Source organism: Gluconobacter roseus NBRC 3990, assembly GCF_006538885.1.
Taxonomy (GTDB): domain Bacteria; phylum Pseudomonadota; class Alphaproteobacteria; order Acetobacterales; family Acetobacteraceae; genus Gluconobacter; species Gluconobacter roseus.
Genome location: NZ_BJLY01000003.1, coordinates 419,559 through 437,572, shown reverse-complemented (window position 1 = coordinate 437,572; position 18,014 = coordinate 419,559). Strand labels below are relative to the sequence as shown.

The window sequence follows — 18,014 nt, the reverse complement described above, 5'->3', positions numbered from 1 at the left end:
GTCGCAGGAGTAGGACAGGGGCAGGGAGATGAGTACGATGAAAAAAACCCATTACGACCTCTGCATCAACGGTGCCGGCCCGGTGGGCGCTACGCTGGCGTGTCGTCTGGCGGCAGAGGGCGTGCGCGTCCTGCTCATCGACCGCAATGCCCTGCCCGGCATGGAAGACCCCGCACTGGATGGCCGGGCCTATGCCATCGCGGAAGGCTCCCGCCGGATGCTGGCGGATGCCGGAATCTGGGACAATCTGACCAGCGTCGCCCAGCCGATCCATGAGATCCTCGTGGCGGACGGACGCCCGCATGAGGCTCCTTCCCCGCTGACGCTGCATTTCGGCCCCGAAGATGCGCCCGAAGGTCAGAGTTTCGGCTGGATGGTCGAGGCGCGGGACCTGCGTCTGGCGATCAACCGGACACTAACGCAGTATGACAGCCTCGATGTCCATGCACCGGATCTGGGAAGCTTCACGTTCCATCCGGATCATGTTTCCATCCGTCTGGCCTCCGGGAAAACCGTGACCGCGAAGCTGGCCGTAGCGGCGGAAGGACGTCGCTCCCCGCTGCGTCGTCAGGCGCGGATCGGGCTGACCAAGATCCCCTATAACGAGTACGGCATTGTCGCGACGATTGCGCATGAAAAGCCGCATCATGGCGTGGCGCTCGAATATTTCCTGCCCGAAGGCCCGTTTGCCCGCCTGCCCATGCCCGGCACAGCCGAGCACCCGCACCGCTCCGCCATTGTCTGGGCCGAGGGCGAAGGCCGCGCCCAGCGTTTCCATGACCTGCCGGATGAAATCTTCGGACGCGAAATCAAGGCCCGTATGGCGAACGAGGATCTGGGCGAGATCACACCCGTCGGCCGTCGCTGGATCTATCCGCTCTCGGCCCAGTACGCCCAGAGCTATATCGGCCCACGTCTGGCACTCGCCGGTGACGCCGCACACGGCATCCATCCGATTGCCGGTCAGGGTCTGAACATCGGCTTCCGGGACGTGATTTCGCTGGCGAACCTGCTGATCGAGGCCCACCGAAACCGCAAGGACATGGGCAGTCGCGAGCTTTTGGTCCGCTATCAGCGCAACACCCGCCCCGGCAACATGGCAATGCTCGCCGCGACGGACGCGCTCGAGCGCCTGTTCGGTAATGACAATCCCGTTCTGCGCCGTCTGCGTGACATCGGCATCGCAGGCGTCCAGCGCTTCCCTGCCCTGCGCCGGGCCTTTGTGCGAAAGGCCATGGGTGTATGACGGGAGCGCCCGAACAGGCCCCTGCCCCGGACAGAACGTCGGATCTCACCGCCTTCTGGAAGGACATGCAGTCTCAGGCGTGCAGTTGCCATGACCCGCTGATCCAGGATGTCTTTTCCACCAATATCGGCGATCACCCGGACTTTCCGTCCGCACTGGCCTCCCTGCTGGGTACGAAACTGGCGGACCGCTCCATCCCGGCAACGACGATCACCCGTCTCGTCGCCTCGGTCCTGAGTGCGGAGCCAGAAATCGCGGAAACGGCGGCCTCCGACATTCTGGCGACCTATGACCGCGACCCGGCCTGCCCGGACCTCGTCACGCCCTTCCTGTTCTTCAAGGGATGGCAGGCGCTTCAGGCCTACCGGATTTCACACCATCTCTGGACGAAGGGCCGTCAGCATCTGGCCCATCATTTCCAGAGCCGGATCAACGAACTCTTTGCCATCGACATCCACCCGGCAGCCCGGCTCGGGCGGCGTCTGAGCATCGATCATGGAACGGGGATCGTCATCGGCGAGACAAGCATCGTCGAAGATGATGTTGCGCTGTTTCAGGATGTGACGCTCGGGGGCACGGGCAAACTGACCGGCAACCGTCATCCTATCGTACGCCGGGGTGCCATGATCGGATCGGGCGCCAAGATTCTCGGCCGCCTCATTATCGGTGAATATGCCCGGATCGGGGCTGCCTCGGTGGTGCTGGAAGATGTGCCCGCCTATTCCACCGCCGTCGGCAACCCGGCCAGGATCGTGGGCACCACGCCCCGGCCGGCCTGAAGCGGCTTCAAGTTAGGTCCGGAGCCTTCACCCCGGACCCGGCCGATTTTTACTGGTTCGAGAATTTGAACGTTGTCGTGTAATCGAAGGTCTGTCCCGGCTTCAGCTCGGTCGTCGGGAAAGACGGGTGGTTCGGGCTGTCAGGATAGTGCTCGGCCTCGAACGCAATCGCGTCGCCCTGACGATAGGCATGACCGGACACACCGGCATAGCCGCCATCCAGCGAGTTGGACGTATAGACCTGCAGACCCGGCTGGTTCGTCAGGATTTCCATAGTCCGGCCTGAACGCGGATCATAGACCTTGCCTGCCAGACGCGGTGCCTGACCGTAAGGCCCGTTGACGACCCAGTTCATGTCATAGCCACGCGCATACATCATCTGCGGATCGTTGCTGCGCAGACGGTCCCCGATCACGGTCGGCTTGCTGAAATCGAGCGGCGTCCCGGCAACAGGCGCGATCTGGCCGGTCGGAATGGATGTGGCGTCGGTTGGCGTGAAGCCATCGGCATTGATCTGGAGGACTTCCGGCTCGATAGAGCCTGAACCCTCACCGTTCAGATTCCAGTAGCTGTGATTCGTCAGGTTCAGGACCGTTGGCGCATCGGTCGTGGCGACATAATGCAATGACAGGGCATTATCCGTGCCGAGCGTATAGGTCACATGCGTCGTCAGCTTGCCGGGGAAACCCTGATCACCGTCCGGGCTGACCAGCTTGAGCGTCAGATACGCGCCACTGGCATTGGTGCCGGTCTTTTCGATCGTCCAGACGTTCTTGTCGAAACCCTTCTTGCCGCCATGCAGGGCATTCGGCGGAGCCGTCACATCCGTGTGGTAGACCTTGCCTTCGACGGGGAAGTTGCCACCGGCAAGACGGTTGGCATAGCGGCCGATGATGGCACCGAAGAACAGGCCGCCCTTCGCACTATCGACCGTGTAGCCCTTCAGATTGTCAAAGCCGAGCACGATGTCCTGCGGATGGCCCGCACGATCCGGCGTCTCGACGGACTGGATGATACCGCCATAGGTGATGACGCGGGCCGTCGTGCCGAGACCATTTTTGAGCGTCACGATCCGCACGGGCTTGCCGTCGGGCGTGCTGCCCCAGGGCTGGCTTGCAACAGTGGGACGGGCCTGCGCCACACCTGCGCTGACAGAGAGCGCAGCAACCGTTGCGAGAAGTGCGGTCTTGGGGCCGAAGAATCTGGTCATGGAAAAACTCCCGGGTGTTGAGTTGGGGCCACACTGCTCCCAAAAAACCGCGGGGGTCAAAGCGCGGAAAGCGACCGGAACCCATCTGGATCGCTAAAGCAGTTCTCCTCTTCAAACCGCCAGCATTTGCAGACATACAGTGATGCAGGCTAACGGAGGATACGTTATGACTACGCCCCTCCGCAGTTTTCCGCGACGGATGGCGCGTGGCCGATCGGGTTTCATGGAGTCCTGCAGGGAACGGATTATGAAAATTTCCGTTTTCCTGTGACTTCTTCGTGAGCGCAGGGCCGGGAAGGGCATTTTGAGGATGGTTATGGACTTTCGGCAGGACGAAAACAGTATCCGGGAGACGCGCTCGCGTCGTATGTTACGGCGCAGCAGGGCTCTTGCGGGTGCGCTCGCCCTGCTGACGCTCGGCGCCTGTAGCTCGCTGCGGAATCCACCTCCGAAGGACCCGGACGATCTTGCGGATTATAAGGCCGCAAATGACCCCTACGAGCCCGCCAACCGCAAGATGTACAACATCCAGATGTGGGCCTATCACAAGGTCCTGCGCCCGGTGGGCAAAGCCTGGATCTGGGCCATTCCCAAGCCTGTCCGCCACTCCATTGCGAACGTGAATGAAACTTGGCGCGAGCCTTCGGTGTTCTTCTCTGATGTCGGCGCGGGCAAGCCGCGTCGCGCCGGAGACGCCTTCATGCGCTTTGCGATCAACATGAGTGCGGGCGTGGCCGGTTTCTTCGATGTAGCAGGCCTCGTCGGCTACAAGCAGCATGAAACCGATCCTGGCCTGACGCTGGGCACTTGGGGCGTGAAGAGCGGTCCTTACCTGTTCGTCCCGTTTGTTGGCCCGACCAACATCCGTGACGGCATCGGCTATGGCATCAGCCAGGGTCTGACGCCGATCAACTATGTGCCCCGCGGTTATGATCTGCTAACCTTCAACTGGGCTTACAACGTGGCCGGGACCATGGAAGGTTACGCCAGTTCCATCGACCAGATCGATCATCTCGAGCAGGACAGTCTGGACCCGTACTCCTATATCCGGAGTGCGTGGCAGCAGAACCGTCAGAGCCAGATCGACACCATCAAGGGCGATGATCGCGCAACCACCCCTGACTGGTACAACTGAGGACAACGACATGTTCAACGTATTTTCGCGCCGCACTGTTCTTGGTGCCGTCGTCTCCCTCGCCGTCGCAACAGGGGCCGCTCACGCCAGCACGGCGACGGATTTCGTGAACTCCTTCGGCGGCCGTCTGGCTACCGTTGTCAATTCGGGCAAGTCACTGGACGAAAAGAAGAAAGAGGTTCTCCCCCTGCTCAAGGAGAACGTCGATATCACCGGGATCGGCCGCTACTGCCTCGGCAAGTACTGGCGCACCGCCACTCCGGCCCAGCGTGACAAATACATTTCCCTGTTCGATCAGGTTCTGGTCAACACCATCACGGACCAGATCGGCAACTATCAGGGCGTGAGCTTCCGCGTTACGACGACGACCTCGACGCCGGAAGGCGAGCGCGTCAATGCGCTGATCGACCGTCCGGGCCAGCCTGAAGTCAACATGCAGCTCATCATCGGCGGCAATCCGCCCAAGGTCGTGGACATGTATGGCGAAGGGGCCAGCCTGCGCATGAACCAGCGCGGCGATTACAGCTCCTATTTGGCCCGCCATAACGGCGACGTCGATGCGCTGAACGCCGCCCTCGAACGTCAGTTGACCCATCACCAGTAAGCTACGGCTTCTGAAACCGTGATGTCCCGAAACGGACGGCTTTCCCTGCGGAAGCCGTCCGTTTTTGTATCCGGTTTCGGTTTTCAGGCCGTCGTTCTGTCGGCCTTCGTCCTTTCCTGTCTAACAGTCTTCGGATGGGCCTGCTGGAAAGGCCTATGGTTTCTGTCATTCTGCGATGAGGGCGAGCATCTGCTGGGCGGGCGGATGCTGAATGAGGGGGGCAGGCTCTACGTCTCGTATGTAGACTCACACGGGCCGGTCATCTTCATGCTGTCCCAGTTCTATGGCGCCCTGTTCGGCTGGCATTTCCCGCAGGGCGCACGGCTGCTCCTGCCGGTACTGGCTCTCATGGCAGCGGCCTGCCTCAGCGTAACATCAGCCCTGTCCGACGTCCGTCACCGTGTTCTCGCCAGTACGGTTTTCATCGGAGGGATTGCGTCCTACTGGCTGATGGACGCCTTTTACATGGTCAGTTTCTACCCGGTGGCCGGGTTTCTGGCGGTCTGCCTGCTGGCACTGTTCGTGGTGCCTGCATGGTTCGGAAAAACGCCATCAGTTCTCCCCTCGGCACTTGCAGGCATATGCCTGATCCTGATCCTGGGCTGCGCCTATGCCTACGGCCCGGGCATGCTCCTGATTGTGATACCGGCCCTCTGGCTTCTCGCACGGAAGCAGGGAGACAGGGCTATCCGGGCGTTTGCGAGCGGCGCCGTCCTTGCTGTTCTGATGCTTGGCCTGTGGTTCTGGCGCTATTCGGATTTCGGAAGCTTCGTGGTCTTCCACATCCTCTTCAACCAGATTGCCTACGCTCCGTTCATCCACTTCGGACCCAAAACTTTTCTGCTGTCTCTCGTGCCCTCATTCCGGGGGGAAGAGTTTTATCCCACCCTCGCCCATCTCATCCTCGCCGCATCGCTCCCGATGCTGCTGTACAGGCGCCCGGGCCGAAACCGGGTGGCCATCCTGATCGGGTTTGCGGGCATCCTCCTTCTCAATGCCCGCGCTGCGGCCGGCTTCAAGGATGGCCAGACCCTCATTATGGCTTTCGCGCTTGCCGGGCTGGCTCTCGGGGGATGTCTTGAACGACAGGCAGGCAGCAGCCGGATTCTGTCCCGCGCAGCCCTGACCGGTTCCATCGGGATGGTTCTGGCACTCTGGGGCAGCAGCCATCTTGCCACCAATACTCCTTTCAGCTGGAGCTATCACGACAGCACGCATAAACCGCCTTACACGATCTATCAGCCGATTGACGATGCCATCAGTCTCAAGGTCAGATCACTTGTCCCACCCGGACAACCCATCCTGATGCTGCCCTATATGCCGGAATTCTACTGGATGGCGGACCGGCGCCCGCCTTACGGCTATTACGAGTATCTGCCCTGGGACGCGGTTTATGCCCGGCATCCAGTCCCGGGCTATCCTCACGACCTGTGCCAGAACCTGCTGACAGACCCTCCGCCGCTGATCGGCTATACGCCGGAAACTGATCCCACGTCCCTTACCGTCCGGCCGTTCTTCAACTGCATCAAGGAGAGGCTGGCGACCCTGTACATGCCGGTCGAAGGCTTCCCGTCCCTGCACGTCCTGCGTCCCCGCGAGAACCAGAGCCGCGTCAGTCCGCCGTGATTTCGTAGAGGAACATCGTGTCACCATCGCGATCGAAGGTGGTGGTGTGACGCAGTCCCAGACTGCCCAAAACTGTACGCGAGGCCAGATTGTCTTCCCGCGTAACGGCGACGATCCGCTTCTCGCCACTGTCGAGCACATAACGCAGGGCAGCGGCTGCGGCTTCGCGGGCGATGCCGCGCCCGGCGGCCCATGGAAAAATGGAAAAGCGCAGTCCGAGACCGCGTCCGTCGGGGCGTTCATGCACGCCCGTGATGCCGACGAAGCGGCCGTTTTCGCGGATGGAAAAAATTCCGACATTACGTCTGGCCCAGAAACTGACGTCCTCCGCCATTTCCTGCTCGGTCGTGGTGCGGTTGCGGACACCGCCCAGCATCCGCGCGAACGCTCCGGCATTGCCCTTGAGCGCCACCATGTCTTCGAGGTCCGGCCAGTTGACCGGAGTCAGAACAAGCCGGGCGGTACGGATTTCACGCCCCAGCACGCAGCTCTCCCCGGGCCTTCAGCATAGCCCCCAAGCGAACGGGATATCCCGCCCGCCGAGGGGAAAACGCCGGATCAGCGGGCCAGCGGGCGATACTTGATCCGGCCGGGCTCGGTCGCATCCGGGCCCAGACGGCGACGCTTGTCGGCTTCGTAGTCCTGGAAGTTGCCTTCGAACCACTCGACATGGCTGTCACCCTCGAAAGCGAGGATATGCGTGGCCAGACGGTCAAGGAACCAGCGGTCATGAGTGATGATCACGGCGCAGCCTGCGAATTCCGCCAGAGCGTCTTCGAGAGCACGCAGTGTATCGACGTCAAGATCATTGGTCGGTTCGTCAAGCAGGATGACGTTGCTATCCTGCTTGAGCATCTTGGCCAGATGGACGCGGTTACGCTCACCACCGGACAGGACGCCCACGCGCTTCTGCTGGTCAGAGCCCTTGAAGTTAAACGCGCCCACATAGGCCCGCGACGGAACCGTGCGCTTGCCGAGATGGATGACATCCGTGCCGCCGGAAATTTCTTCCCAGACCGTCTTGTTGTCATCAAGCGTGTTTCGGGACTGGTCCACATAACCCAGTTTCACCGTCTCGCCGATCTTGAGCGAACCGCCATCGGGCTTGTCGTCGCCGGTGATCATCTTGAACAGCGTGGATTTACCCGCGCCGTTCGGCCCGATCACACCCACGATGCCGCCCGGCGGCAGCTTGAAGCTGAGATTGTCGATCAGCAGACGGTCGCCAAAGCCCTTCGTGAGGTTCTCGGCCTCGATGACCGTTCCACCCAGACGCGGACCCGGCGTGATGACGATGTCCGCTGTGCCACCAGCCTTCTCGGCATTGGCGGCCAGCATTTCCTCGTACTTCGTGATACGCGCCTTGCTCTTGGCCTGACGGGCCTTGGGCGAGCTGGAAATCCATTCCTGCTCGGCGGCCAGAGCACGCTGGCGGGCGCTCTCTTCCTTCTCTTCCTGGGCCAGACGCTTGCGCTTCTGGGTCAGCCAGGAGGAATAGTTGCCTTCGAACGGATAGCCGCGGCCACGCTCGATTTCGAGGATCCAGTTGGTGACGTTGTCGAGGAAGTAACGGTCATGGGTGATGACCATGACGGTGCCGGCATAGTCACGCAGCGTCTTTTCAAGCCAGCTGACGCTCTCGGCATCGAGATGGTTGGTCGGCTCATCGAGCAGCAGGATGTCGGGCTTTTCGAGCAGCAGGCGGCACAGCGCTACGCGGCGCTTCTCACCACCGGAGAGGTTCGTCACCGGGCTGTCGGCGGACGGGCAGCGCAGGGCATCGAGCGCGATTTCGAGCTTGCGATCCAGCTCCCAGCCGTCACCAGCGTCGATCTTTTCCTGAAGATCGGCCTGCTCGGCCAGAAGTGCCGTCATCTCGTCGTCGGACATCGGCTCGGCGAACTTCATCGAGATCTCGTTGAAGCGGTCCACGGCCTTCTTCAGCTCACCGAAACCCTGGGCGACGTTCTCGCCGACCGTCAGGCTCTCATCGAGCTTCGGCTCCTGCTCGAGATAGCCGATGCGTGCGCCTTCAGCGGCCCAGGCTTCACCGCCATATTCCTTCTCGATGCCGGCCATGATCTTGAGCAGCGTGGACTTACCCGCGCCGTTCACACCAAGGACGCCGATCTTCACACCCGGCAGGAAGGACAGGGTGATGCCCTTGAAGACTTCACGCCCACCCGGATAGGACTTGGTGAGGTCCTTCATGACATAGACGTACTGGTAGGCGGCCATGGGAGGTCTCCTCGATCGGTGGATGGGCGGGGAAGAAGCGGAACAGATGTCCCGCAGGAATCAGGTTGGCACACCGTGCGCCCGGAGGGACTCGAACCCCCAACCAAGCCGTTATGAGCGGCCGGCTCTAACCAATTGAGCTACAGGCGCGCGGGTGCAGTCCGAAATCGCCCAACTCGGGTCTTTTTGCAAGGGCCGACATGGTGGAATGTGTCTTTTTAAGTTAGTGTGTCACGCCTTCCCGTTCCCGAAAGGCCGTTCAGGCGACCTTTGCTGCCGTTGCGAGATGGCCTCACTGGTCCGTATTGCCCGAAGGGATGTCCGATGCCTGCAAATACCGCACAAATACCAAGAAGTTCGCATCTGACATGATACAGGCCGGGCCGGTCGCACTCATTCGCAAACTGCGATGGCTCTATGCCCCCGATCCGGTCATGGCCGGATATGCGCTCCGCACCACCTGCACATCCCTCCTCGCCCTTGGCATCGCGCTGTGGATGGAGCTCGGCAGCCCGCAATGGGCCGCACTGACCGTCTGGATGGTCGCACAGGGCACACGCGGACGCAGCCTTGCGAAGGCCAAATGGCACCTGTTCGGCATGGTGGTCGGCGTCATCAGCGGCATTGCGCTGGTCGCGGCCTTCCCGCAGGCGCCGCTGATGTTCATTCTCCTGCTGGCGGTCGGGATTGGCACGTTCTGCATGATCGGCACGTTCATGCCCGGTCCGGCGTCGATGACGAATTACCGCATCCACGGCATGCGCGCCTCGGGCTTCACCTACGCCATCGTCTCGCTCGACGGCATTGCAGACCCGCACCACATCTTCGCTATCGCGATGTCGCGCGCCACCTACATCCTGCTCGGCATCGTGCTCGAAGCCTCGATTTCCGGCCTGTTCCAGCTCGGCCTGACCAAACGCACACGACACCAGCTCGCCAGTACGTTCGAGGACACGCTTAAGCCCGCCCTGACCGCCATTGCCGGTATCCTCGTCGGCAAGGAAGGGGCGATGCAGAACGTGCAGGCTATCTTCACCCAGATTACGACACTCGGCGATCAGGTGGAGTTCGCGGAAGTCGAACTCGGCCGTCGCGACCATGCCGGAGACCACGCCCGCGCAGCTCTGGCCGATATTGCTGTACTGCTCGCCCGCGCCCTTGATCTTGCGACCCTTATGCGCCTGCCCCTCAGTCAGGACGACACATTCCGTCGCGAAGCCAATGCCATCCGCGATATTTTCCTGAAACTTCCGGCCCGGCTGGAGGGGACGGAACCCATGGACAATATCCTGTCGGATCTGCTGACCCTGCGCCGTCAGTGCCGCCAGAAGGTCGTCTCGGATTTCAGCACCGCCCAGCCGGACGATACGGCGCGCGCGGCCGTTCTGCGCCACGGCATGCTTCAGCAGGCCCTCGTCGAACTGATCGACGCGCTCCGCATGGCCCTGACCCAGTTCGAGGCCAGCCGCCACCCGCAGCCTCACGACCATTTCCATTCACCGATCCGCTCCTATCGCGACTGGCAGCAGGCCATCACCAACAGTCTGCGCTCCTCCGTCACGGTCTTTGGCGCAGGCCTGATCTGGATCTGCACGGCATGGCCCAGCGGACTGACCTTCATCATGTTCGTCTGCATCGTGTGCAGCCTGTTCTCCACACTGGAGCGCCCGGCACTCGCCACACAGGCCTTCCTGCGCGGCGCCTGCTGTGCGGTCATCGCAGCCGGCGTGCTCAATCTGGCCCTGATGGGCAAATCGACGACATTCGAGATGCTCGGCATGTGGTCCGGACTGGCGATGATGCTTGGCGGTCTGGCCTTTGCCTATCCGCCGCTGACCCTTCCGGCCGTTTCCTACAACCTGTTCCTGCCCATCCTCATCGGCCCGTCCAATCAGGCGAAAACAGACGAAATCGTCTATTTCAATACCGCCCTGCCGCTGGTGCTGGGCCTGCTCTACGCCTCCTGGATGTACCGCGTTTTCCTGCCTTATGATCCCGCGCACCAGCGCTGGACCATGCGCGAACACATCCTGCGGGATCTCCACCGCATTGCCGATGGCCACGCGCAGGAAACGGTGGACAGCGTGGTCCCGCGCAACGTGGATCGCTTCGTGCGCCTCATGACCAATTCCGGTTCGACACCTTCTCCCGTCATTCAGGCCTATCTCACCGGCATCCTGTCGGGGATGCGCGTCATGCTCAACCTGCTGCGGCTTCAAGCCATCCGGCGCGATACCCGGCTGGGAGCCGCCGCACGACAGGCGCTCGCGCTCGTCATGGGCCGAATGAGCCATTTCAGCGGACGCTATCACGGTCATTACGGCCGGACACTCCGGGCCACGAAACTCGCGATTCTGCGCCTACGGACCTGCGAGCGTGATGAAGCCCGTCCCCGCGAACGTTTCGTGCTGATTGCAGCACTGACCAGTCTGGATGTCATCGCCACCGAACTGGACACGAACCGCGTTTTCTTCGATGCCAGCAGCCCGTATTTCGATCCTTCGGTCAGCCCAGCCGAACTGGAATCCACAGGCTGAATCCAGCCTGACACAATTCTCACGAACTGATCACGAAGAAATGTTCTGCAACACACTTCCCTTTTGCGGAAAACGGGGGAATGTTTCGGTTTCAGCCGCGGGTGACCGCGGACGACAGGGTTTCAGAACTAAGGATACCGTGATGTTTCGTCGTATCGTGCCCGTCCTCGGCCTCGCCCTCGGGCTGGGTCTGGCTTCCCAGGCTGCCATGGCACAGGAACAGTCCCCGCCGCCCCCGCCGGCCGTCCAGGGTACGCCTGGCAAGGACTTCACGGGCGTTTCGCCCACCAACCTTGCTGGCATCATGAACTACTGCGTCGAGCAGCAGTACGTGTCCTATGACGAGGGCAACCCCGTCCTTTACGGACTGAGCGAGAAGTACAAGGCAACCGAGCAGACGGTCGGCAACTTCGACTACGCCCTGGGTTCCGCCGGTTATTTCGACAGCAACGGCAAGCGCTACTACCTCGTAGCCTACACGAACGAAGACGACCGCCGCGCCGCCTGTCACGCCGCCGTCAAGGCTGCACAGCCGATGCTCTGAACCCTTTCGCAGGGACCGGATCTTCAAAAGCTCCCCATGCCGGACGGTATGGGGAGCTTTTTTATGGCTACTTCACACGACCGGGCCGGACTTCTCCCCTTTCCACTCTGGGCAGAGGCCACGGGCGCCGGTAATATCCCCGCCTCTCCAAACAGTTCAGGACATGAACATCATGGACGTTTCCAAGATCTCGCCCGGCAAGGACCTGCCCAACGACATCAATGTCGTCATCGAAATCCCGCAGGGTTCGCAGGTGAAGTACGAAGTGGACAAGGACAGCGGTGCGCTCATCGTTGACCGTTTCCTTTTCACGCCGATGGCCTATCCGGCCGCTTATGGCTTCATTCCAGGCACGCTGGCCGCTGATGGCGATCCGGCCGACGCCCTTGTCCTGACGCCTGCCGCTGTTGTGCCGGGCTCCGTGATCCGTGCCCGTCCGATCGGCATGCTGAAGATGGAAGATGAGAGCGGACAGGACGAGAAAATCATCTGCGTCCCGCATGACAAGGTGCATCCGCAGTTCACCAATGTGCATTCCGTGGACGACCTGCCGGAGATCACGAAGAAGGCGATCACGCATTTCTTCGAGCGCTACAAGGATCTCGAGCCCAACAAGTGGGTCAAGGTGACGGGCTGGGCTGATAAGGCCGCAGCAGGCGAAGTCATCATGGCAGCGCGCGACGCCGCCAAGTAATCGACGGTTTTTCTCCGTCCCAGGCCCCTGCCTCCTTATGGAGACAGGGGCTTTTTCATTCATTATCACATCTATTTGTGAGCTATAATGATACAAGTAACATTATTTTATGATCTTTACCGGTAAATGCGTGTTATCGCGGCAATGCTAACCTGCTTTCCAAGGAATCAGCGGCTTGTCTCGAGTCCATATCCACGCAGCTCTCTGCCTGGTCACGTTTCTTCCGTCCTGCGCAATTGCCCAGAGCCTTGGAGCCACAAGCACCACGGCTCAGGATGGTACCGCACGACCGTCCGCAACCTCCGGCACGGGCTCCAGTGTGAGCCTGGCGCCCTCAACAGCGCAGAGCTACAGTCCTGACAAGAAGATCACCCAGATCCAGGTCACCGCTCCGCAGCAGGCCAGCACGCCGGTCGTCTGGCCTTCCGAAAACTCCGAACTCCCCAGCGAGCGCGTCAACACACCGCTGAACCAGATCTATTTTGGCAATGAATGGGTCCCGCCCCTGCCGCATCCGGAAGCCATCCTGACCGATCCGTTCGGCTGGAACACCTGGCTGCGTGACCGCGGCGTGGCCATCATGATGGATACGACCAACGAGTTTTCGGGCGCCATCACCAGCCCGACCAAAGGCTATGGCCTGCGTCAGGGCAGCAGCAATGCCGGTCAGTACAGCCTTGAGAACGACATCGACTGGGAAAAACTCGCCAATGTGCGCGGCTTCTCGACCCATGCGCTTGTCGTCGGCCGTTACGGCATTCCCGCCAGCCGCATGTTCGGTGACAACCTCAACCCGAGCTCCGAAATCTACGGTGCCGGCGGCAACGTGGTCGTCCATCTCGTTTACGCCTATGCGGAAGAGACCATTGCCAAGGGCCGTGTGGACCTGGCAGGCGGCCGTATTCCGCTGCTGAACGATTTCTCGGCCAGCCCGCTCTACTGCACCTTCCAGAACAATGCGTTCTGCGGAAACCCCAAAGCATCTTCCGACAACATCACCCATTCGTCCTATCCGGATGCCAGCTGGGCCTTCCGCGTGCGGACACGTCCGACCACCAGCACTTATATCCAGACCGGCGTCTACTTCTCGCAGGCGGGTATTTACAACAACGTGCAGTACCGTACCGGCTTCAAGTTCAACGGCGCGGACATCCATGGCGAAGCCATCCCGATGGAAGCCGGCTGGGAGCCATTGTTCGGCAAGGACAAGCTGCCCGGCCATTACAAGGTCGGCTATGCGATCGACAACGCACCCCACAAGGACAACTATTACGACGTGAACGGACAGCCGTATGTGATCAGTGGCCTGCCCGCCCGTACCCTGAACTATTCATGGTCGGCCTGGGCACTCGCAGATCAGATGGTCTGGCGTCACCACGTCAAGGGCAATGCTGATGCAGGCCTGATCCTGCTGGGCGGCATGTATGCCAACAGCCCCCGCACCCAGCTCAGGGCGCAGCAGTATTCCGCAGGTCTGATCGACAGCGGATTCTGGGCATCCCGTCCGCTGGATACGATCGGTATCAACTTCACCTATGTGCGCGTTTCCAAGAATGCCACGGCAACGGAACGTCTGCAGGCCATGTACGGACTGCCCCTCATGGCCGGGTCCCTGACGCCGCAGACATTTGGCGAAGTGCTTGAAGCGACCTACCGTATCCACGTGCTTCGCGGCATTACCTTCGCACCGGACTTCCAGTACTTCTTCCGTCCCGGCGCGCAGAAATCCCTCAAGGACGCCGCGATGCTCGGCTTCAAGAGCCACATCCAGTTCTTCTGAGTTCCAATGTTATCCGGGAAGCACCGTTTCGCACGCGGCTTCCCGGACATCCCCTGCACAGAGATCTTTCAGCACGGCAGCCAGATCCGCCGCCTGCTGCCGGATTTCCGGAATGGCCGTCGTCTCGAACAGCGCGCCCCAGCGCATGGGCCCGATCGCGAACAGATCTCCGGAACAGTGCCCCGCAGCATCCGTCAGCGATCCGTCTTCAAAACAGTGCAGACCACCCAATGCCGTCTCCCGTACCATCCCGTCTTCCAGAAGTCTGCGCGGAAGAGTGTTCTGCATCTGCCGATACGCCCGGCTCGGCCCCGTACAGTTCACGACATGATCGGCTGACAGGGTGAAGGACCCGGTTTTCGTACGGGCCTCGAGACTGACTTGGCCCTCATGAAGATCCAGACGGGTCACCTGTCCCTGCCGACACTCCAGCGTACCATTCGCAAACTCCCCGGCCATGAAATCCGCCACGTCCGGCGCGACCCGATGCCGCACGATATCCCAGCGCCTTTGCAGATGCCGTCGGAAGCGCTTCTTCTCCACCAGATCCAGCGCCTGCCAGAGCGGATTGATCCGTGGACGCAGCGCATCAACCGCACTGCGCCACCCCACACCTGTGGCCAGACTCCTCCTAAACGCGAGGAAATAGGCGCGCGCCGTCGCTGATGTTCCGGCTGGGATAATATCCGTCTCAGCCGGCGCGGAAGGCGCGTGACGTTCCGAACACCAGCCGTGACGGGATAGCGCTACAACCCTTCCGCGATGGCCGTTTTCCCGAAGCCGCATCAGCACATCCAGGGACGTCAGGCCTGTCCCGATCAGGACGACGGAAGCATCGGGAGCGATGCGCTCATAAAAGCCGTTCTCCCAGCCGGATGGATGATAACGCCCGCTCAGCGCCAGCTCCGTCGTTATGGGGGCGACAGGCGCCGGACCGAAATTGCCGGTGGCCAGCACAACCTGATCCGCACGCAGATCACTGTCATCCTCCAGACGAAGTTCCAGCCCACCCGCGACACGCTGGCACGACAGCACCGCTGTCTGCCGCCATTCAGGACAGGCTTCCGCCCAAAGCATGGTCAGATACTGTCCAAACACGGCACGCGGCATGAACTGACCGGGCATAGCTTCGGGATCATGATGCGCCTGAACCCAGCGTAGGAAATGCCCGGGATCATCCGCCACGGCGCTCATGCCGCCCGCAGGCACATTCAAAAAGTGACAGGGCGACAGAGTGGAATAAGCCAGTCCGACAGCGGGACGTTCAGCGGGATCAATTATGACAACCCGCGCCGCAACATGCAGCCGACGCAGGTTCCAGGCCAGCAGCGTTCCGCTCGCCCCGCCTCCGATAATGGCAATGAGGGGCCGGTCTGAAAGGGACATGCTGCCGTTTTTCTCCACAGGATCGTCTGTGAAGCATGGCTGACGCGCAGGAAACTGAGCGGGACGTTTCGTAACAGACGCTCTCGAAACCCGCTCAACAGGGCATCAGAAAGCCTGCCCCAGAAGGGAACAGTCCGCAATTTTCAATGTGCTGGAAATTTTCTGGAGCGGGCGATGGGATTCGAACCCACGACCCCAACCTTGGCAAGGTTGTGCTCTACCCCTGAGCTACGCCCGCACTCCGTGGAGGGGCTTATGACCGAATCAGAGCCATCGCGCAAGAGGGATTTTTCATTTCCAGCGCAATATCCTGTTCCATGCCCATGGTGACACCTTGCGGACTTGCACACGGCGTCCGTGCACCCGATCTTTCAGGTAACTTTTCTTCCCAGCGAACGGTCTCCGCCCCATGAGCAGCACATTCGACGAACACCTGATTGGCCAGTCCCCCACAGGCGCGCCTGCCAACGGAACCGCCACAATCATTGACGCCGATCAGTCCAGCTTCATGGCGGATGTCGTGGAAGCCAGCCGGACCATCCCGGTTCTGGTAGATTTCTGGGCACCATGGTGCGGCCCATGCAAACAGCTCACGCCGGTTCTTGAAAAGGTTGTCCGCGCCGCTGGCGGTCGCGTCCGGCTCGTCAAGGTGGACGTGGAAGCCAACAAGGCCCTCGCCGCGCAGCTCGGACAGCTGGGCCTGCCGCTTCAGTCCATTCCCGTCGTGGTGGCCTTCTGGAAAGGTCAGGTGCTCGATCTTTTCCAGGGTGCCCAGCCGGAGAGCGAAATCCGTCGGTTCGTGGAGTCGCTTCTCAAACTCGCCGGTGACGTCATGCCCGCTACGGAAATCCTGTCGGCGGCCCGTCAGGCGCTGTCCGACGGGCATGTGGATCAGGCGGCTGGTCTCTTTTCGCAGCTTCTGGAAGCCGAACCCGAAAACCCCGAAGCCTGGGGCGGCATGATCCGCGCGCTTATCGCCTTGAAGGAGCCGGAAGCTGCTGCGGATGCCTCCACTCAGGTTCCGACGAAACTGGACACTCATCCTGAAATCACCGGTGCCCGCGCTGCGCTGGCACTCTCTGTCGAAGGTGCAAAAGCCGCCTCGGAACTCGACACGCTGCGTCAACAGAGCGCGGCAGCACCCGACGATTTCGATCTGCGCCTCAAACTGGCAGCCGCGCTCAATGGCGCAGGCCAGCGGGCAGAAGCTGCTGATACTTTGCTGGACATCCTCCGCAGGGACCGGAACTGGAACGATGGTGCAGCCAAAACGGAGCTTCTGCGCTTTTTCGAAGCATGGGGACACACCGATCCTGATACTCTGACTGCACGACGCAAACTTTCCTCCCTTCTGTTTTCGTGAGCCCATGACTGAAACGCCCGACTTTCTGTCCAACGAGTTCCCCCGCCGCGCTCCGCCGCTGACGGAACTCACGCTCGCGGATATTCCGCCACGCGTCGGCCTGTTTCCGCTGTCGGGGGCGCTGCTTCTGCCGGGCGGGCATCTGCCCCTGATGGTCTTCGAGCCGCCTTATGTGGCGCTGCTCGAAGATGCACTGGCAGGACGCCGGATGATCGGCGTAATCCAGCCCCTCATGGACCCGGATACGGACGAGCATCCCCTGCTCTACCGAACCGGAACACTGGGTCGCATCACGGAATTCGCCGAAAATGTGGACGGGACGTTTACCGTAACCCTCCTCGGCATTTCCCGCTTCCGCCTGATCCGCGAAAGCCAGACGGACCGCGGCTGGCGGGAGGGCGTCATCGACGCAACCCCGTTTGCCGCCGATCTCGTCGAAGAAGATCCGCTGCCGATCAATCGCGACCTGCTGCTGAATGGCCTGAAAACCTATCTCGACTCACGCGACCTTCAGGCAAGCTGGCCGCTGATCGAGGATATGGACGATGAGACGCTGTTGGTCGTCCTGCCGATGCTCGTGCCATTCACGCCGGTGGAAAAACAGTCTCTTCTGGAAGCCATGACGCTCGACGAGCGCGCCGGGCTCTTGCTGGATCTGCTTGAGAGGGGCATGGATTAGTCATGAACACTGAACTCGATCCCCGCCTCCTGTCTCTTCTGGTCTGCCCGGTCACTAAAGGACCGCTGACCTATGACCGTAACACCCAGGAGCTTATCAGCCCCCGGGCGAAGCTCGCCTTCCCGATCCGGGACGGCATACCGATCATGCTTCCTGAAGAAGCCCGCCAGATCGAAGGCTGATCCTTCGAAAG

The 18,014-nt window shown here is 61.2% G+C and carries 16 protein-coding genes and 2 tRNA genes; 12 read left to right on the top strand and 6 right to left on the bottom strand.

Annotation, left to right across the window (positions count from 1 at the left end):
* Positions 1-28 precede the first annotated feature (28 nt).
* Positions 29-1,246, top strand: coding sequence for a UbiH/UbiF/VisC/COQ6 family ubiquinone biosynthesis hydroxylase (locus GRO01_RS09480; protein WP_062511222.1), 1,218 nt, complete (start codon positions 29-31; stop codon positions 1,244-1,246).
* The gene (cysE, locus tag GRO01_RS09475; protein WP_062511220.1) at positions 1,243-2,025 is read left to right on the top strand and encodes a serine O-acetyltransferase; all 783 of its coding nucleotides are present in this window, start codon (positions 1,243-1,245) and stop codon (positions 2,023-2,025) included. Before GRO01_RS09480 ends, cysE begins: the two co-directional genes overlap by 4 nt.
* Positions 2,026-2,074: 49 nt before the next feature.
* Here the strand turns inward: cysE and GRO01_RS09470 are convergent, their stop codons facing one another.
* The gene (locus GRO01_RS09470; RefSeq protein ID WP_062511218.1) at positions 2,075-3,235 is read right to left on the bottom strand and encodes an aldose epimerase family protein; all 1,161 of its coding nucleotides are present in this window, start codon (positions 3,233-3,235) and stop codon (positions 2,075-2,077) included.
* A gap of 316 nt (positions 3,236-3,551) precedes the next feature.
* Here GRO01_RS09470 and GRO01_RS09465 point away from each other — a divergent pair, with 316 nt between their 5' ends.
* The 3 genes from GRO01_RS09465 to GRO01_RS09455 are packed head-to-tail and all read left to right on the top strand — an operon-like array spanning position 3,552 to position 6,600.
* Positions 3,552-4,370: an MlaA family lipoprotein gene (locus tag GRO01_RS09465; protein WP_083541449.1), complete on the top strand. Its 819-nt coding sequence runs from the start codon at positions 3,552-3,554 to the stop codon at positions 4,368-4,370.
* 10 nt (positions 4,371-4,380) lie between these two features.
* A complete protein-coding gene (locus GRO01_RS09460) occupies positions 4,381-4,974 on the top strand; it encodes an MlaC/ttg2D family ABC transporter substrate-binding protein (RefSeq protein WP_062511216.1) in 594 nt (197 codons plus the stop codon).
* Between the two features lie 21 nt (positions 4,975-4,995).
* Complete coding sequence (locus GRO01_RS09455) at positions 4,996-6,600, top strand: YybS family protein (protein ID WP_141306967.1); 1,605 nt, start codon at positions 4,996-4,998, stop codon at positions 6,598-6,600.
* Here GRO01_RS09455 and GRO01_RS09450 read toward each other — a convergent pair.
* The 3 genes from GRO01_RS09450 to GRO01_RS09440 all read right to left on the bottom strand — a co-directional run bounded on the left by GRO01_RS09450 (position 6,587) and on the right by GRO01_RS09440 (position 8,988).
* Positions 6,587-7,084, bottom strand: a complete 498-nt coding sequence (locus tag GRO01_RS09450; RefSeq protein WP_062511212.1) for a GNAT family N-acetyltransferase — start codon at positions 7,082-7,084, stop codon at positions 6,587-6,589. The two genes, GRO01_RS09455 and GRO01_RS09450, sit on opposite strands and share 14 nt — an antisense overlap.
* Positions 7,085-7,158: 74 nt before the next feature.
* Positions 7,159-8,838, bottom strand: a complete 1,680-nt coding sequence (gene ettA, locus GRO01_RS09445; RefSeq protein WP_062511210.1) for an energy-dependent translational throttle protein EttA — start codon at positions 8,836-8,838, stop codon at positions 7,159-7,161.
* Positions 8,839-8,914: 76 nt separating this feature from the next.
* Positions 8,915-8,988, bottom strand: a tRNA-Ile gene (locus GRO01_RS09440).
* A gap of 218 nt (positions 8,989-9,206) precedes the next feature.
* Between GRO01_RS09440 and GRO01_RS09435 the strand changes: the two genes are divergently transcribed.
* From GRO01_RS09435 to GRO01_RS09420, 4 genes are all read left to right on the top strand, one after another.
* Entirely contained in the window at positions 9,207-11,375 is a 2,169-nt protein-coding gene (locus GRO01_RS09435; RefSeq protein ID WP_141306989.1) for an FUSC family protein, read from the top strand.
* A 142-nt stretch (positions 11,376-11,517) separates the two neighbouring features.
* Positions 11,518-11,919 (top strand): alcohol dehydrogenase subunit III, encoded by a 402-nt coding sequence (adhS, locus tag GRO01_RS09430; protein WP_062511206.1) that lies wholly within the window; start codon positions 11,518-11,520, stop codon positions 11,917-11,919.
* Positions 11,920-12,091: 172 nt separating this feature from the next.
* On the top strand, positions 12,092-12,613 hold the full coding sequence (gene ppa / locus GRO01_RS09425; protein ID WP_062511500.1) for an inorganic diphosphatase: 522 nt from the start codon (positions 12,092-12,094) through the stop codon (positions 12,611-12,613).
* A gap of 175 nt (positions 12,614-12,788) precedes the next feature.
* Positions 12,789-14,393: a carbohydrate porin gene (locus GRO01_RS09420; RefSeq protein ID WP_062511204.1), complete on the top strand. Its 1,605-nt coding sequence runs from the start codon at positions 12,789-12,791 to the stop codon at positions 14,391-14,393.
* 9 nt (positions 14,394-14,402) lie between these two features.
* On the opposite strand, the gene GRO01_RS09415 is transcribed toward GRO01_RS09420, so the two are convergent.
* Both GRO01_RS09415 and GRO01_RS09410 read right to left on the bottom strand, forming a co-directional pair.
* The gene (locus GRO01_RS09415) at positions 14,403-15,779 is read right to left on the bottom strand and encodes an FAD/NAD(P)-binding protein (protein ID WP_062511203.1); all 1,377 of its coding nucleotides are present in this window, start codon (positions 15,777-15,779) and stop codon (positions 14,403-14,405) included.
* Between the two features lie 163 nt (positions 15,780-15,942).
* Positions 15,943-16,017, bottom strand: a tRNA-Gly gene (locus tag GRO01_RS09410).
* Between the two features lie 171 nt (positions 16,018-16,188).
* On the opposite strand from GRO01_RS09410, the gene GRO01_RS09405 reads away from it, so the two are divergent.
* Genes GRO01_RS09405 through GRO01_RS09395 form a run of 3 tightly spaced genes read left to right on the top strand, consistent with a single transcriptional unit; the run spans position 16,189 to position 18,003 of the window.
* Positions 16,189-17,142, top strand: a complete 954-nt coding sequence (locus GRO01_RS09405) for a thioredoxin family protein (RefSeq protein ID WP_062511202.1) — start codon at positions 16,189-16,191, stop codon at positions 17,140-17,142.
* 4 nt (positions 17,143-17,146) lie between these two features.
* Positions 17,147-17,821 carry an LON peptidase substrate-binding domain-containing protein gene (locus GRO01_RS09400; RefSeq protein WP_062511201.1) on the top strand — a complete coding sequence of 225 codons (675 nt, stop codon included), beginning with the start codon at positions 17,147-17,149 and terminating at the stop codon, positions 17,819-17,821.
* Positions 17,822-17,823: 2 nt separating this feature from the next.
* A complete protein-coding gene (locus GRO01_RS09395; protein ID WP_062511197.1) occupies positions 17,824-18,003 on the top strand; it encodes a Trm112 family protein in 180 nt (59 codons plus the stop codon).
* Positions 18,004-18,014: the final 11 nt, after the last annotated feature.